This is a genomic window from Azospirillum humicireducens (genome assembly GCF_001639105.2).
In the GTDB taxonomy this organism is placed as follows: Bacteria; Pseudomonadota; Alphaproteobacteria; order Azospirillales; family Azospirillaceae; genus Azospirillum; species Azospirillum humicireducens.
The window spans coordinates 439,437-453,817 of the sequence record NZ_CP028906.1; the positions used below are offsets into that span (position 1 = coordinate 439,437).

Genomic DNA, 14,381 nt, shown 5'->3' on the forward strand with positions numbered 1-14,381 from the left:
GGTCCGCGCGGTGTGCGGCCTTGCGGAAACCACCGCTTTGGCGTAAAGCGCCAGCACCAGGCCGGGCCCCTCTGGCAACCTCACCGGTTGCGATGTCGGACTGGGAACACCAGGAGCGGCCCGCGCCCCGTGCCCCCGACCGACGCCGCCCGTCGATGCTTCGGCATGACCCGGCCGGTCCGAACAGCCCTCGCGCGGTCGCTCCGACCGACTTTTTCGTGATGCGAGGACATCCGCTCAAATGATGGAGCTATTCACAACTGAGGCGCTTCTCGCGCTGCTTCAGGTCATCATGATCGACCTGGTGCTGGCCGGCGACAACGCCATCGTCATCGGTCTGGCCGCCGCCGGGCTGCCGCGGGAACAGCGCGGCAAGGCCATCCTGATCGGCATCCTGGCCGCCACCGTGCTGCGCATCGGCTTCGCGGCGGTGACCACCCAGCTTCTCCAGATCATCGGGCTTCTGCTGGCCGGCGGCGTGCTTCTGCTGTGGGTCTGCTGGAAGATGTGGCGCGAACTGCGCCAGCCCCAGGACGAGGACGAGGCGGTCGAGGTGCTGGAGGACGACGGCGGAACCCAAATGGCCGGCCCGCGCAAGACGCTGGCGCAAGCGGTCTGGCAGATCGTTGTGGCCGATGTCTCGATGTCGCTCGACAACGTCCTGGCCGTGGCCGGCGCCGCGCGCGAGCATCTGGGGGTCCTGGTCATCGGCCTGACCCTGTCCATCGCCCTGATGGGGCTTGCCGCCAGCCTGATCGCCCGCATTCTCCACAAGCACCGCTGGCTGGCCTATGTCGGCCTCGCCGTCATCCTGTATGTCGCCCTGCACATGATCTACCGCGGCGCCCTGGAAGTGTGGCCGCTGGTCAACGGTCACGGCTGAACGGCCGGAGAGCAATCGGCGCCGCGTTTGAGCGAAATGGGGGGAGGGCCGCGGCGAGTGCTGGGGCCGAATGTCGCACCCTCCCCCCTGCGGCGATGCGTGTACTGGCTGAACCCCGCATCCGCCGTCACTTTGCCTCTCTCCCCCGCCAATCGAAATCGGTTTAAAGTCCAAACGGTAGTTGCCGCCTTGAACTTTCAGACTTGCACGCAGAGTGATATACTAATATCCTAAGCGACGTGAACAGGGAGCCGCCGGGGGGCGGCACCGTTGGCAAGCGGGGCGGAATGAGGATGGGGGCAAGGGCGGGGCCTGTGTCGGCCATGCGCAATCTCCGGCCGCGCGCGGCGCGGTCGCAGCGCTGCGAAAGCCAGCGGCCGCACCGGGTTCCCACCCACGCACCGCCTGCAACCGGTCCATAGTTCATCCAGTCACTCACAGGCGGCCCACCGGCCACCAGGCAATCCGGAAACACCAGAACAAGAGAGGCCGGCCCGCTCAGGCTCCGGCCCCGCACTCAGGAGGAGAACCTATGAAGTTTGCTCTGACTTCGGTCCGCACCGCGCTGCTGGCCGCCTGTGCCGTCTGCAGCATGATGGCCGCGCCGATGCTGTCGGCTCCGGCCGCCGCGCGCGACTTCCGGTCCGCCGACATCCACCCGACCGATTATCCGACCGTCGAGGCCGCGCGCTATGTCGGCAAGCTGCTGGCGGAACGCACCAACGGCCGTCTCGGCATCAAGGTGTTCCCGAACGGCGCCCTCGGCAACGAGAAGGACACCATCGAGCAGCTGAAGATCGGCGCGCTCGAGATGATGCGCATCAACGTCGCGCCGCTGAACAACGTGGTGCCGGAGACGATGGTCACCGCGCTGCCCTTCATCTTCCGCGACACCGGCCACATGCGCCGCGTGCTGGACGGCCCGATCGGCGACGAGATCCTGGCGGCGATGGAAAGCCAGGGCATGGTCGGCCTCGCCTTCTACGACAGCGGCTCGCGCAACATGTATTCGGCCGCCAAGCCCTACAAGACGCTGGCCGACATGAAGGGCGCCAAGATCCGCGTCCAGCAGTCCGACCTGTTCGTCGCCATGATCCAGGCGCTGGGCGCCAACGCCACGCCGATGCCCTTCGGCGAGGTCTACACCGCGCTGAAGACCGGCATCGTCGACGCCGCCGAGAACAACTACCCGTCCTATGAGTCCTCGCGCCACTTCGAGGCGGCCAAGTACTACACGCTGACCGAGCACGCGATGGCGCCGGAAGTGCTGGTCTTCTCCAAGGTCGCCTGGGACCGCCTGTCGAAGGACGACCAGGCCCTGGTCCGCCAGGCCGCCAAGGAGTCGGTGCCCTACATGCGCAAGCTGTGGGAAGAGCGCGAGCAGAAGTCGAAGGACGTCGTCGTGAAGGCCGGCGCCCAGATCGTCGAAGTCGCCAACAAGCAGGAATTCATCGATGCGATGAAGCCCGTCTACGACAAGTTCGCCAACACGCCGAAGCTCCAGAGCCTCGTGCAGCGCGTCCAGGAAACCAAGTAAGCAAGGGGTGAGGCGCGGCGCCGTCCCGGCGGGACGGTGCCGCCACCCAAGGGGAGCCGCAGCATGGATATCGAGCTGCAAGCAATGGATGTCAGCCCGCCGCATTCCGACGGCTGGCTGACGCGGATGAACGCGGCGCTGGCCAGAACCGGCATGTATGTCGCCATCATCGGTCTGATGGCGATCGTCGCGGTCGTCTTTTATCAGGTGTTCGGCCGCTACGTGCTGAACAACTCGCCGACCTGGGCGGAAAGCCTGGCCATCGTGCTGGTGCTGTACGTCACCCTGATCGGTGCCGCCGTCGGCGTCCGCGACGCCGGCCACATCGGGCTCGAATCCCTGCTGGTGATGCTGTCTGACAGTGCGCGGCGCAAGATGGACATCTTCATCTACGCGCTGGTCGGACTCTTCGGCGGCTGCATGGCCTACAACGGCTGGGTTCTCGGCAGTTCGGTCATGTCCTACACGATCCCTAACCTTCACATCTCCGAAGCCGTGCGCTACGTGCCGCTGGTCCTGTCGGGTGTGCTGATCGTCCTGTTCTCCATCGAGCATATCGTCGCCATCCTGCGCGGCGAGGAGGTAAAGCCGTCATGGAACTGATGATCCTCAGCATCACCTTCTTCGGCTTCCTCATCCTCGGCATTCCGGTCGCCTTCGCCATCGGCCTGTCGGCGCTCTGCACCATCCTCTATGAAGGCCTGCCGGTCGCGGTGGTCTTCCAGCAGATGATGTCGGGCATGAACGTCTTCTCGTTCCTGGCCATTCCCTTCTTCGTCTTCTCTGGCGAGCTGATGCTGCATGGCGGCGTCGCCGACAAGATCGTCGCCGCGGCCAAGAGCATGGTCGGCCACATCCGCGGCGGGCTGGGCATGTCCAACGTGGTGGCCTGCACCCTGTTCGGCGGCGTCGCCGGCTCCCCCGTCGCCGACGTGTCGGCCATGGGCGCGGTGATGATCCCGATGATGAAGCGGGAGGGCTACCACGCCGACTATGCGGTCAACGTCACCACCCACGCCGCGCTGGTCGGCGCGCTGATGCCGACCAGCCACAACATGATCATCTACGCGCTGGCCGCCGGCGGAAAGGCGTCCATCGGCGCGCTGATCGCCGCAGGCCTGATGCCGGCGCTGCTGCTGATGGTCTGCAACCTGGGCGCCGCCTATTACGTCGCGGTGAAGCGCGGCTATCCCAAGGGATCCTTCCCCGGCTGGGACATCCTGCTTCATACCTTCGCCGCCGCCCTGCCGGGCATGCTGATTGTCGTCATCATCCTGGCCGGCATCACCAGCGGCGTGTTCACCGCGACCGAATCGGCCTCCGTCGCCGTGATCTACGCGCTGCTGCTGACCACGCTGGTCTACCGCACGCTGACCCTGGAGAAGTTCCTGGCCGCCGCCGCCAAGACGGTGAAGACCACCGGTGTGGTGCTGCTGCTGATCGGCGTGTCGACGATGTTCCAGTACCTCATGGGACTCTATGAGGTGGCGGACATGACCGGCGAACTGCTGGCCGGCATTTCGTCCAACCCGATCGTCATCTTCCTGCTGATCAACATCATCCTGTTCCTGCTGGGCACCTTCATGGACATGGCCAGCACGATCCTGATCTGCACGCCGATCTTCCTGCCGATCGCCATGACCTACGGCATGGACCCGGTGCAGTTCGGCATCGTGATGCTGATCAACTGCGCGCTCGGCCTGAACACCCCGCCGGTCGGCACCACCCAGTTCATCGGCTGCGCCATCGGCGGCGTGTCGGTGGGCGAAGTGATGCGCTCCATCACGCCCTTCTACGGGGCGCTGTTCGTGGCGCTGCTGCTGGTCACCTATGTTCCGGCCTTCTCGCTGTGGCTGCCGCGTCTGTTGATGAACTGAACCGGGGCGGGCCGCGGTTCTCCTGAACAAACACTCTCCTGAACGATTTCTCTCCTGGACTGGGCCACCGGCTTTCCGCCGATGGCCCATTTTTTGCGCCGGCTTCAGGCCGCGGGTTTCTGGCTGGAGCGGCGGCGGGCGCCATCCCTGTGCGGGGCTGGCGCCCCGTCCTTCATTCGCCCTGCCAGCGGTCGCGGAACACCAGATCCTCCAGCGGCAGGCGCTTGCGCCAGCCCTTGGTTTCCAGTTCCGGCGTCGCCTCGAAATGGGTGACATGGCCGAGGCAGAGATAGGCGATCGGTACGATCCGTTCCGGGATGCCCAGCGCGTCCCGCAGCGCGTCCTCGTGCAGGATGCTGACCCAGCCGACCCCCAGCCCTTCCGCCCGCGCCGCCAGCCACAGGTTCTGAACGGCGCAGACGCAGCTGTAGAGGTCCATCGCCGGCATGTGGGTGCGGCCCAGCACCACCGGGCCGGAGCGCTCGCGGTCGCAGGTGATGCAGAGATTGATCGGTGCCTCGCGGATGCCCTCCAGCTTCAGGCGGCTGTAGAGGCTGCGCCGCTCGCCCTCGAACATCGCCGCCGCTTCCTCGGTGGCGCGGGTGAAGTCGGCATGGATGCGCGACTTCACATCCTTGTCGGTGACGACGATGAAGTTCCAGGGCTGCATGAAGCCCACCGACGGCGCATGGTGTGCGGCCAGCAGGATGCGCGCCAGCACCTCGTCCGGCACCGGATCGGGGCGGAACTGCCCGCGCACGTCGCGGCGGGAGAAGATCGCCTTGTAGAGCGCATCGCGCTCCGCCGCGGTGAAAGCCTCGTCCTTCTCTTTGGCCATCCGTTATCCCCGCGCGATCAGGTGGACGAAGGATCCCAGCGCGCGCCCGCGGCTGCTGCCCAGCGCGCCCAGGTCGCTGCCGTCCGCCGCCGTCGCATGCAGCAGCGGGGCGTCGTCGCCGCGGGACAGGGTCGAGGCATAGTGGAACTCGTGCCCCATCAGCGGCGATCCCGCCGGACCCAGCGGCCCGTCGGCCAGCAGGGACGCCCGGCGGTAGCCCAGATGCAGCCGCCGCTTGGCGAAGGAGGTGCGCACCCCCAGCAGCCCGGTCATCGGGTGGGTGACGCCATCGGCGTCCTCCAGCGTCTCCCCCATCACCATGTAGCCGCCGCACTCGCCATAGACCGGCCCCCGCTCCGCCGCGGCACGCAGGCCGTCGCGGAAGACGGCATTGGCGGCAAGGCGGCCGGCATGCAGTTCCGGATAGCCGCCGGGCAGATAGATGGCGTCCGCATCCGGCGGCGGTGCCTCGTCGGCCAGGGGGGAGAAGAAGCGCAGCTCAGCGCCGGCCGCTTGCCAGCCGGAGGTCAGGTGCGGATAGACGAAGGTGAAGGCGGCATCCCGCGCGATGGCGATGCGCTGGCCCAGCGGCGGCAGGGCGGGGGCGTCGCTGCCGGGACCGGACTTCGAGGGTTTGGCTAGGGCGGCGATGCGGTCGAGATCGACATGCTCGGCGACGAAGCGGCCAAGTGCGGCCAGCCGGTCGGCCAGCCCCTCAGTCTCGTCGGCCTGGACGAGGCCGAGATGGCGTTCGGGCAGGCTGAGATCCGGCGCGCGGGGCAGGGAACCGTGAACCGGAATTCCGAGCGCCTCGATGGCGCCGCCGGCCAGCGCGGTGTGGCGCGGGCTGCCGACATTGTTCAGCACGACGCCGCCGATGGTCACGTCATCGCGGTAGGTGGCGAAGCCCTTCACCAGCGCTGCGGCCGATTGCGACTGGCCCTTGGCGTTCACCACCAGCAGGACCGGCCAGCCGGTGCGCGCCGCGATCTCCGCCGTCGATCCGGTGCCGGTGGCCCCGACCCCGGCGACACCGTCGAACAGGCCCATCAGCGCTTCGCAGACCAGCAGGTCGGCGCCCTCGGCGGCGCGGGCGGCCAGCCCGTCCAGCAGGTCCGGCCCCATCGCCCAAGTGTCGAGATTGACGCTCGGCCGGCCGGTGGCGGCGCGGTGGAAGGCCGGGTCGATGTAGTCCGGCCCCGACTTTACCGCCCCCACCGCCATGCCGCGGGCGCGCAGTGCCGCCAGCAGGCCCAGCGTCAGGGTGGTCTTGCCGGTGCCCGAGGCCGGGGCGGCGATGATGAGGCCCTTAGCCATTGTTCCCTCTGGCATTTTGCAGCACCGCCTGGGCCGGTAGCCAGTCCAGCGCCGGGCGCAGCCGCACCATTTCGCCGATCACGATGATGGCCGGCGGTTCCAGCCCGCTCGCCGCCAGATCGGCGACGCAGGTACCGAGGCTGGTGACGAGGCTCTTCTGGTTGGCGGTGGTCGCCTCCGTCACCACACCGACGGGGGTATCGGCGGACAGGCCGCCGGCCATCAGCTCCGCCGCGATGGTCGGCAGCGCCTTCCAGCCCATATAGAGGATCAGCGGTGCCTTGGTGGCGGCCAGCGCCCGCCAGTCCGGCCCGCCGCCCAGCGAGTGGCCGGTCGCCAGGATCACCGCCTGGTTGGTGTCGCGGTGGGTCGCCGGGATGCCGGCATAGGCCGGGCCGGCGATGCCGGACGTGATGCCCGGCACGATGCGGAAGGGAATGCCGTGGGCGGCCAGCGCCTGCGCCTCCTCCCCGCCGCGGCCGAAGACGAAGGGGTCGCCGCCCTTCAGGCGAAGCACGCGGTGCCCCTCCTTCGCCAGTTCGATCAGGCGGTTGGTGATGTCGTCCTGATGGGCGGAGGGACGGCCGCCGCGTTTTCCGGCGAACTCCAGCCTTGCCGACGGGCTGGCGAGCGCCATGATCCGTTCGGCGACCAGCGCGTCATGGACGATGACGTCGGCTTGCCTTAGACCTTGCAGCGCCAGCAGGGTCAGCAGGCCGGGATCGCCGGGGCCGGAGCCGGCCAGCCAGACGCTGCCGGGGGCGAAGGGGACCAGGACGCTTTCGGGAATGGACGACTCAAACGACATGAACGCGGACTCAGGGTCGGAGAAGACGGAAGGCGGTGCCGGGGAGGATGCTACACCCTTGCGCCGCGGCTGGACGACGGGAACCTGCGCAACCGCGGCGGCACGGGCGGCGGCAGAGGCCCTGTTCGGAGGTGAGTTTCCCGACCCGGTGACCGTGACCCTGCCCGGTGGTCAGACCCCGGCCTTCGCGCTGGCGGTGACGGGGCAGGGGGAGGGGGCGGATGGACCCTGGACCGCGGCCGGCGTGGTCAAGGATGCCGGCGACGATCCCGACGTGACCCATGGCGCGCTGGTGCGGGCGCGTGTCTGGCGCGGCGCGCCCGGCAGCGGCGTGAGTTTCCGCGCCGGTCCCGGCGTCGGCACCGTGACCCTGCCCGGATTGCCGCTGCCCGTCGGCGAGCCCGCCATCAACCCGGTGCCGCGCAGCATGATCGCGCAGGCGGTGGGAGAGGCGGCGCGTGAGGCCGGCCAGCCGGCCGATCTGGTGGTGGAGGTCGGGGTTGAGAAGGGGGAGCAGCTCGCCAAGCGCACCATGAACGGCCGGCTCGGCATCCTGGGCGGGCTGTCGATCCTGGGGACGACGGGGATCGTCGTGCCCTATTCCTGTGCGGCCTGGATCGCCTCGATCCAGCGCGGCATCGACGTGGCGCGGGCGGCCGGGCTGAGCCATGTCGCGGCCTGCACCGGCGATCTGTCGGAAAAGGCGGTGGTGGCGCGCTATGGCCTGTCGGAGCAGGCGCTGCTCGACATGGGCGATTTCGTCGGCGGCACGCTGAAATACCTGCGCCGCCATCCCGTTCCGCGCCTGACCCTGTGCGGCGGCTTCGCCAAGTTCGGCAAGCTGGCGCGTGGGCTGATGGATTTGCACAGCAAGCGCAACAGTGTCGATTTCGACTGGCTGGCCGACCGGCTGGCGGAACTGGGCGCCGGGCCGGAGCTTGTCGCAGAGGCGCGCGGCGCCAACACGGCGGCGCAGGTGCTGGGCATGGCGGACGCCGCCGGCTTGGCCCTGGCCGATCATGTGGCCGAGCTGGCCCGCCGCGCCGCTCAGGACGTGCTGGAGGATGCGCCGGTCGCCGTCGAGGTGCTCGTCACCGACCGCCAGGGGCGCATCGTCGGAGAGGCTCACTCCCCCATCTCCTGGCCCAACCCCCGATAGCGGCGCACATGGCTGCCGTCATACAGCGCGCTGCAGCGGAACTCCTCATGGCCCAGCGCCGGGCCGACCAGGATCAGCGCGGTGCGCTCCATCGGTGAGGCCGCCACCTGCGCCGCGATGTCGGCCAGCGTGCCGCGCAGAACCCGCTCCTCCGGCCATGTCGCGCGGTAGACCACCGCCGCCGGGCAGTCGGCGCCGTAGAGCGGGGTCAGCCGCTCCACCACCCGGTCGATGACGTGGATCGACAGGTGGATCGCCAGCGTGGCGCCCGATGCGCCCAGCACCTCCAGCGTCTCGTTCGCCGGCATTGCCGAGGCGCGCCCTTCGGTGCGGGTCAGGATCAGGGTCTGGCTGACCTCCGGCAAAGTCAGCTCCCGCCCAAGCGCAGCCGACGCGGCGGCGAAGGCCGGCACGCCGGGGGTGATGCTGTAGGGGATGCCGAGTTCCCGCAGCGCGCGGGTCTGTTCGCCGAGCGCGCTGTAGACCGACAGGTCGCCGGAATGCAGTCGCGCCACGTCCTGGCCGGCGGCATGGGCGGCCCGGAATTCGGCGACGATCTCCTCCAGCGTCAAGGGCGCGGTGTCGATGATCCGGGCGTCGGCGGGGGCGTGGGCGATTATCTCCTTCGGGACAAGGGAGCCGGCATAGAGGCAGACCGGACAGCGGGCGATCAGGTCGCGGCCGCGCAGGGTCAGCAGGTCGGGAGCGCCCGGTCCGGCACCGATGAAATGGACGGTCATGAACGGGACTCCGAGAGAGCGACGGCAGGCAGGGCGAGCGCCACGGTGGCGCGGGGGGTGGAGCGGCGCGGCAGCAGCAGGCGCGATCCCGGCCCGGCGGCGGCCAGCGCCGCGGCCTCCGCGACCGAGGCCAGCCCGACCGCCGCCAGCACGGTGGCGGAGCGGGTGTGGACGCGGTCCTGCGCCGCCAGCATCGCCTCCTCCTCGATGAAGCGCAGAGGCAGGCCGAGCGCGCGGGCCGCTTCCGCCAGTCCCGCCTCGTCGGCCTTCATTGCCGGGACGGCCAGCGCCGCCAGCTGGCGCGCGGCGTCGGGCAGCGCAGCCTCGTCGAAGGCAACGGCGACCAGATTGGCGATCTCCTCCCAGCCGCAGCCGCGGCGGCAGCCGAGACCGACGAAGACGGGGCCGAGCAGCAGGGAGTCAGGCGTCAGACGGTCCATGCGCCCTCCGCATACGGCTTCTCGGAAGATGGCTTTTCCGCTCGCCACAGCGTGACCGGCATGGCGGCGCGCCAGCCGCGGAAGCCGCCGACCGCCGTGGCGCGCGCAACGGTGATCTGGGTCAGCTCGCCGCCCAGCCGCTTGTGCGCGTCGAACAGCACCGCCTCGCTTTCCAGCGTCACCGCATTGGCGGCGATCCGGCCGCCGGGGGGCAGGGCGTCCCAGCAGGCCGCCAGCACGCCATCGGCCGTCAGCCCGCCGCCGATGAAGATGGCGTCCGGCTGCTCCAGCCCGTCCAGCGCCGCGGGAGCCTTGCCGCGCGCCAGCGTCAGGCCGGGCACGCCGAAGGCCGCGGCATTGGCGAGGATGCGGGCGATGCGCTCCGGATGATGTTCGACGGCGATGGCGCGGTTGGCGGGATCGCGCAGCATCCATTCGATGCCGATGGAGCCCGACCCGGCGCCGACGTCCCACAGCAGCTCGCCCCGGCGCGGCGCCAGGAAGGACAGGGTGACGGCGCGCACCTCGCGCTTGGTGATCTGGCCGTCATGCTCGAACCAGTCGTCGGGCAGGCCGGGCGCCAGCGGCAGGATGCGGGCATCGGGGGCGGCGACGCAGTCCAGCGCGATGGTGTTGAGGTCGGCGACCTGTCCGGCGCTCCAGGCGTCGGCGGTGGCCTCCAGCCGGGCCTCGCGCGGGCCGCCCATCGCCTCCAGCACCGTCAGGCGCGAGGCGCCGAAACCGCGGGCGCGCAGCAGGGCGGCGAGCTTGGCCGGTGTCGTTCCGTCCCAGGAAAGAAGCAGCAATCTGCAATTCGGTTGCAGATGCGGAACAATCTGCTCCAGCGGACGGCCATGGACGGTCAGACAACGGCAGTCCTGCAGGGGCCAGCCGAGCCGTGATGCTGCCAAGCTGAAGGCAGACGGGGCTGGAATCACCGTCGTTTCCGAAACCGGAACGAGCCGCGACAGGGTGGCGCCCACCCCGTACCAGGACGGATCGCCGCTCGCCAGCACGCAAACCCGCTGCCCGCGCATGCTGAGCAGGCCGGGGAAGGCGTCGGTCATCGGCGACGGCCAGGGCAGCCGTTGCTGTCCCGCAACGACCGGTGTGAGGCCGAGATGGCGGCTGCCGCCATAGAGGATTGTGGCGCTTTCCACCGCTGCGCGGGCGGCGGGCGGCAAACCGTCCCAGCCATCCTCGCCGATGCCGACGATGGTGAGCCAGCGGGCCGTTCCCATGCTATCCATGGCGCCGATCCTGACGGGTGGGGAGGGGGAGTTGGTCAAGGCGCTGATTTTGGGCGGCACGACGGAGGCGACGGCGCTGGCGAAAAGGCTGGCCGGTCATCCGCGCATCGACGCCCGTGTGTCGCTGGCCGGCCGGACGAAGAACCCTGTGCTGCCGCCGCTGCCCACCCGCATCGGCGGTTTCGGCGGGGTGGAGGGCTTGGCCGACTACCTGCGCGTCGAGGGGATCGGGGCGGTGATCGACGCGACGCATCCCTTCGCCGCGCAGATCTCCGCCAATGCCGCCGCGGCCTGTGCGCAGGTCGGCGTGCCGTTGCGGCTGCTGACCAGGCCGGCTTGGGTGGAGGGGTCGGGCGACCGCTGGATCGGCGTGCCGGACATGGATGCGGCGGCGCTGGCGCTGCGCGGTCTGGGCGACACCGTGTTCCTGACCATCGGTCGGCAGGAGGTCGCCGCCTTCGAGGCGGTGCCGGACAAGCGCTACCTGATTCGCGCGGTCGATCCGCCGGAACCGATGCCGGCCCTGCCGCGCATGAGCCTTATCCTCGACCGCGGGCCGTTCACCGTTGAAAGCGAACTGGCGCTGATGCGCGGGGAGGGGGTGGAGGTGGTCGTCAGCAAGAACAGCGGCGGACGCGCCACCGACGCGAAGCTGGAGGCCGCGCGCAAGCTGGGTCTGCCGGTGGTGATGGTGGAGCGGCCGGCCGGCAACGGTGTGACGGAGCTGCACGACGTGGAGGATGCGGTGCGGTGGCTGGAGGGGGTGTGAGGCTTTTGCGTCCTCAACCTTTGCCCCCTCCCTAACCCTCCCATGNTCCTCACCCCCGGTAATGCCGGGGCGTGTACACCCAGCGCCCGCCATCGGCCTTGGGCAAGAAGCGGGTGTGCGAGGCGCCGATGATGACCAGCGTGCGCATGTCGGCCTGCTCCGCCCGTACTTCGCCGAGCGTCGTCACCATCAACTGCTCGTCGGGTCGGCCGACGGCGCGGCCCAGCACGATGGGCGTTTCCGGGGCGCGGATGTCGCGCAGGGCGTCGAAGGCGGCGCCGAGTTGCCAGGGGCGGGCCTTGGAAATCGGGTTGTAGAGCGCGATGACGAAATCCGCCTCCGCCGCCAGACGCAAGCGCCGCAGCACCACCTCCCACGGCTTCAGATTGTCGGACAGCGAGATGGCGCAGAAATCATGCCCCAGCGGCGCGCCGGCCCGCGCCGCGGCGGCCTGCATGGCGGAAACGCCGGGATCGACCGAGAGATGCACCGCATGCCACGCCTCGGGCACGTCGGGATCGTCCAGCGCCTCGAAGATGGCGGCGGCCATGGCGAAAATGCCGGGATCGCCGCCCGAGACCACCGCCACCCGCCGGCCCTGCGCCGCCAGATCGAGCGCGAAGCGGGCACGGTCCAGCTCCACCCGGTTGTCGGAGGCGTGACGCACCTGATTGCCCGGCGGCACCCGCTCGACATAGGGGAAATAGCCGACGAGATCGGTCGCCTCGGCCAGATCGCGCCGGGCTTCCGGCGTCAGCCAATCCTCGGGGCCGGGGCCAAGGCCGACGACTTTGAGCCAGCCGTTGTTTTCAGGGCCGCTCATCCGCGCTTTCCCTCGCCCGGAATGACGATCTGCGAAAAGTAGGGGGCGACGTCCGGCGCCTCCAGGAAGGGCATGAAGCGCTGCTCGTCCATGCTGGCGCGCTCGACGTACCACGCACGCTCGGCCAGCCCGGCGGTGGCGATGGCGCGGCGGACCTTGGGCAAATTCTGGCCCAGCTTCATCACCACGCAGGCGTCGGCGGCGGTCAGGGCACGGACCAGCGATTCCTCGTCCAGCGTGCCGGGGATCACCGACAGCACGTCGTCGCGCAGCATCAGCGGCCGCGGCAGCAGCGAGGCGCTGCACACCATGCTGGTGACGCCGGGAATCACCTCCGCCCTGAAACGGCCGGACAGCCGCAGGAACAGATGCATGAAGGAGCCGTAGAAGAACGGATCCCCCTCGTTCAGCGCCGCCACCGAGCGGCCGGCGGCGAGATGCTCGGCGATGCGCTCGGCGGACTCGTCGAAGAAGGCCTCGATCTGACGGCCGTATTCCGGGTGGGTCGGCGGCAGCTCCACCGTCACCGGATAGACCATCGGCAGCTCGATCTGGTCGGGCGCGATGGCTTGATCGGCGATGCGACGGGCTTGGCCCCGGGTGCCGCGCTTGCAGAAATAGGCGACGACCGGGCAGGCGCCGATGGTGCGCACCGCTTTCAGCGTCATCAACTCCGGGTCGCCGGGGCCGACGCCGACGCCGAACAGGGTGCCCAGGGTGGACGGATTTGGGGGAGGGATTTCGCCGTTCATTCGACGTCGCTCGCCAGCGCGTTGACGGCGGCGGCGGCCATGGCGCTGCCGCCGCGCCGGCCGCGGATCGCCAGATAGGGGACGCCGAAGGGGTTTTCCGCCAGGGCGTCCTTGCTTTCCATCGCGCCGACGAAGCCGACGGGGAAACCGAGGATCGCCGCCGGTCTGGGCGCGCCGGCCGCCAGCATCTCCAGCAGGTAGAACAGGGCGGTCGGCGCGTTGCCGATGGCGACCACCGATCCGCCCAGCCGGTCGCCCCACAGGTCGAGCGCGGCGGCGGAGCGGGTGTTGCCGATGCTCCTGGCCAGATCGGGCACGGCGGGATCGCGGAGCGTGCAGACCACCGCGTTGTCGGCCGGCAGGCGGGCACGGGTCACGCCATGGGCGACCATTTCGCTGTCGCAGAGGATGGGGGCGCCGGACCGCAGAGCGGCACGGGCGGCGGTGCCGACATCGGTGGAGAACAGCATGTCCTGGGCGGCATCGACCATGCCGCAGGCGTGGATGACGCGGACCGCCACCGGCTTCAGATCGTCGGGAATGGCGGACAGGTCGGCCTCCGCCCGGATGGTGGCGAAGGACTGGCGGTAGATGGCCGCTCCGTCGCGGATATAGTCGTAGAGCGGCTCAGGCACCGGTGGACTCCTCGGTCAACAGATCCGCGACGCGGGCCACGGCGTCGGCGGGAGACAGGCCGGTGTGCTCCTGCTTCTGGCGGGCGGCATCACCGGGTTTGGCGTTCAGGGCGACGTCATACACCCCGTCGCGGGCGGTCAGGGTGACATCGGCGATGGCGGGATGGGCGCAGCCCTTGGCGCAGCCCGACACATGCACCATTCGCACATGGTCCAGCAAGGGGCCTGCGCGCTCGGCGATGGCGAGCGCCGTCGCATGGGTGTCGGTGGTGCCGACATCGCAGCCGCCCGCCCCGCTGCAGGCGGTCAGCTTCAGCCGGCGGTCGGTGTGGGAGAGGATGGCGCCGTGGGCACGGGCGACGGTTTCGGCGTCGGCGGAGGGGGAGACGAGGATCAGGGCGCGCCAGGGGGTGATGCGGATCTCGACGCAGGCGGACGCGAGGACGGAGAGGGCGTTGGCGGTCAGGCGGCCGAAGGGGAAGGCGACCACTTTCCCGGCTATAAGTCCCTTCTCCCCCCCGCTCTCGCGCAAACAAAGTTTGCGCTGCCGCGA

Annotated in this window: 15 protein-coding genes; 6 read left to right on the forward strand and 9 right to left on the reverse strand. The window is 69.7% G+C overall.

Annotated features, from left to right (window positions below; translation table 11 throughout):
• The first annotated feature begins 241 nt into the window (after positions 1-241).
• The 4 genes from A6A40_RS26450 (at position 242) to A6A40_RS26465 (ending at position 4,297) form a co-directional block, all read left to right on the forward strand.
• Positions 242-883: a TerC family protein gene (locus tag A6A40_RS26450; protein WP_108548811.1), complete on the forward strand. Its 642-nt coding sequence runs from the start codon at positions 242-244 to the stop codon at positions 881-883.
• Positions 884-1,415: 532 nt separating this feature from the next.
• Entirely contained in the window at positions 1,416-2,420 is a 1,005-nt protein-coding gene (locus A6A40_RS26455) for a TRAP transporter substrate-binding protein (RefSeq protein ID WP_108548812.1), read from the forward strand.
• Positions 2,421-2,483: 63 nt separating this feature from the next.
• Complete coding sequence (locus tag A6A40_RS26460) at positions 2,484-3,023, forward strand: TRAP transporter small permease (RefSeq protein WP_108548813.1); 540 nt, start codon at positions 2,484-2,486, stop codon at positions 3,021-3,023.
• Positions 3,014-4,297: a TRAP transporter large permease gene (locus tag A6A40_RS26465; RefSeq protein ID WP_108548814.1), complete on the forward strand. Its 1,284-nt coding sequence runs from the start codon at positions 3,014-3,016 to the stop codon at positions 4,295-4,297. Before A6A40_RS26460 ends, A6A40_RS26465 begins: the two co-directional genes overlap by 10 nt.
• Positions 4,298-4,469: 172 nt before the next feature.
• Here A6A40_RS26465 and bluB read toward each other — a convergent pair whose 3' ends face one another.
• From bluB to cobA, 3 genes are read right to left on the reverse strand one after another with little or no spacing between them, the layout of a single operon-like run.
• The gene (gene bluB / locus A6A40_RS26470) at positions 4,470-5,135 is read right to left on the reverse strand and encodes a 5,6-dimethylbenzimidazole synthase (protein WP_108548815.1); all 666 of its coding nucleotides are present in this window, start codon (positions 5,133-5,135) and stop codon (positions 4,470-4,472) included.
• 3 nt (positions 5,136-5,138) lie between these two features.
• Positions 5,139-6,467: a cobyrinate a,c-diamide synthase gene (locus A6A40_RS26475; protein WP_108548816.1), complete on the reverse strand. Its 1,329-nt coding sequence runs from the start codon at positions 6,465-6,467 to the stop codon at positions 5,139-5,141.
• On the reverse strand, positions 6,445-7,260 hold the full coding sequence (gene cobA / locus A6A40_RS26480) for a uroporphyrinogen-III C-methyltransferase (protein ID WP_108548817.1): 816 nt from the start codon (positions 7,258-7,260) through the stop codon (positions 6,445-6,447). The genes A6A40_RS26475 and cobA overlap by 23 nt, the downstream gene beginning before the upstream one ends.
• Here cobA and A6A40_RS26485 point away from each other — a divergent pair.
• Complete coding sequence (locus A6A40_RS26485; protein WP_108548818.1) at positions 7,259-8,419, forward strand: cobalt-precorrin-5B (C(1))-methyltransferase; 1,161 nt, start codon at positions 7,259-7,261, stop codon at positions 8,417-8,419. The genes cobA and A6A40_RS26485 overlap by 2 nt on opposite strands.
• Here A6A40_RS26485 and cobM read toward each other — a convergent pair.
• The 3 genes from cobM to cbiE are packed head-to-tail and all read right to left on the reverse strand — an operon-like array spanning position 8,386 to position 10,840.
• Positions 8,386-9,159 (reverse strand): precorrin-4 C(11)-methyltransferase, encoded by a 774-nt coding sequence (gene cobM / locus A6A40_RS26490; RefSeq protein WP_108548819.1) that lies wholly within the window; start codon positions 9,157-9,159, stop codon positions 8,386-8,388. The two genes, A6A40_RS26485 and cobM, sit on opposite strands and share 34 nt — an antisense overlap.
• Positions 9,156-9,599, reverse strand: coding sequence for a cobalamin biosynthesis protein (locus tag A6A40_RS26495; protein ID WP_108548820.1), 444 nt, complete (start codon positions 9,597-9,599; stop codon positions 9,156-9,158). Before A6A40_RS26495 ends, cobM begins: the two co-directional genes overlap by 4 nt.
• Complete coding sequence (cbiE, locus tag A6A40_RS26500) at positions 9,587-10,840, reverse strand: precorrin-6y C5,15-methyltransferase (decarboxylating) subunit CbiE (RefSeq protein WP_108548821.1); 1,254 nt, start codon at positions 10,838-10,840, stop codon at positions 9,587-9,589. Before cbiE ends, A6A40_RS26495 begins: the two co-directional genes overlap by 13 nt.
• 7 nt (positions 10,841-10,847) lie before the next feature.
• On the opposite strand from cbiE, the gene A6A40_RS26505 reads away from it, so the two are divergent.
• On the forward strand, positions 10,848-11,618 hold the full coding sequence (locus A6A40_RS26505) for a cobalt-precorrin-6A reductase (RefSeq protein WP_236784056.1): 771 nt from the start codon (positions 10,848-10,850) through the stop codon (positions 11,616-11,618).
• Between the two features lie 49 nt (positions 11,619-11,667).
• Here the strand turns inward: A6A40_RS26505 and cobJ are convergent, their stop codons facing one another.
• The 3 genes from cobJ to A6A40_RS26520 are packed head-to-tail and all read right to left on the reverse strand — an operon-like array spanning position 11,668 to position 13,828.
• Entirely contained in the window at positions 11,668-12,441 is a 774-nt protein-coding gene (cobJ, locus tag A6A40_RS26510) for a precorrin-3B C(17)-methyltransferase (RefSeq protein ID WP_108548822.1), read from the reverse strand.
• Positions 12,438-13,193 carry a precorrin-2 C(20)-methyltransferase gene (locus tag A6A40_RS26515; protein WP_108548823.1) on the reverse strand — a complete coding sequence of 252 codons (756 nt, stop codon included), beginning with the start codon at positions 13,191-13,193 and terminating at the stop codon, positions 12,438-12,440. Before A6A40_RS26515 ends, cobJ begins: the two co-directional genes overlap by 4 nt.
• On the reverse strand, positions 13,190-13,828 hold the full coding sequence (locus A6A40_RS26520; RefSeq protein ID WP_108548824.1) for a precorrin-8X methylmutase: 639 nt from the start codon (positions 13,826-13,828) through the stop codon (positions 13,190-13,192). Before A6A40_RS26520 ends, A6A40_RS26515 begins: the two co-directional genes overlap by 4 nt.
• Positions 13,829-14,381 lie beyond the last annotated feature (553 nt).

What these genes read in the sequence shown, in the direction of transcription:
- A6A40_RS26475 (WP_108548816.1), bottom strand. Translation starts at nt 6,467, where the DNA reads ATGCCAGAGGGAACAATGGCTAAGGGCCTCATCATCGCCGCCCCGGCC.
- A6A40_RS26485 (WP_108548818.1), top strand. Translation starts at nt 7,259, where the DNA reads ATGAACGCGGACTCAGGGTCGGAGAAGACGGAAGGCGGTGCCGGGGAG.
- cobA (WP_108548817.1), bottom strand. Translation starts at nt 7,260, where the DNA reads ATGTCGTTTGAGTCGTCCATTCCCGAAAGCGTCCTGGTCCCCTTCGCC.
- A6A40_RS26465 (WP_108548814.1), top strand. Translation starts at nt 3,014, where the DNA reads ATGGAACTGATGATCCTCAGCATCACCTTCTTCGGCTTCCTCATCCTC.
- A6A40_RS26515 (WP_108548823.1), bottom strand. Translation starts at nt 13,193, where the DNA reads ATGAACGGCGAAATCCCTCCCCCAAATCCGTCCACCCTGGGCACCCTG.
- A6A40_RS26455 (WP_108548812.1), top strand. Translation starts at nt 1,416, where the DNA reads ATGAAGTTTGCTCTGACTTCGGTCCGCACCGCGCTGCTGGCCGCCTGT.
- cobM (WP_108548819.1), bottom strand. Translation starts at nt 9,159, where the DNA reads ATGACCGTCCATTTCATCGGTGCCGGACCGGGCGCTCCCGACCTGCTG.
- cobJ (WP_108548822.1), bottom strand. Translation starts at nt 12,441, where the DNA reads ATGAGCGGCCCTGAAAACAACGGCTGGCTCAAAGTCGTCGGCCTTGGC.
- A6A40_RS26460 (WP_108548813.1), top strand. Translation starts at nt 2,484, where the DNA reads ATGGATATCGAGCTGCAAGCAATGGATGTCAGCCCGCCGCATTCCGAC.
- A6A40_RS26505 (WP_236784056.1), top strand. Translation starts at nt 10,848, where the DNA reads ATGGCGCCGATCCTGACGGGTGGGGAGGGGGAGTTGGTCAAGGCGCTG.
- A6A40_RS26495 (WP_108548820.1), bottom strand. Translation starts at nt 9,599, where the DNA reads ATGGACCGTCTGACGCCTGACTCCCTGCTGCTCGGCCCCGTCTTCGTC.
- cbiE (WP_108548821.1), bottom strand. Translation starts at nt 10,840, where the DNA reads ATGGGAACGGCCCGCTGGCTCACCATCGTCGGCATCGGCGAGGATGGC.
- bluB (WP_108548815.1), bottom strand. Translation starts at nt 5,135, where the DNA reads ATGGCCAAAGAGAAGGACGAGGCTTTCACCGCGGCGGAGCGCGATGCG.
- A6A40_RS26450 (WP_108548811.1), top strand. Translation starts at nt 242, where the DNA reads ATGATGGAGCTATTCACAACTGAGGCGCTTCTCGCGCTGCTTCAGGTC.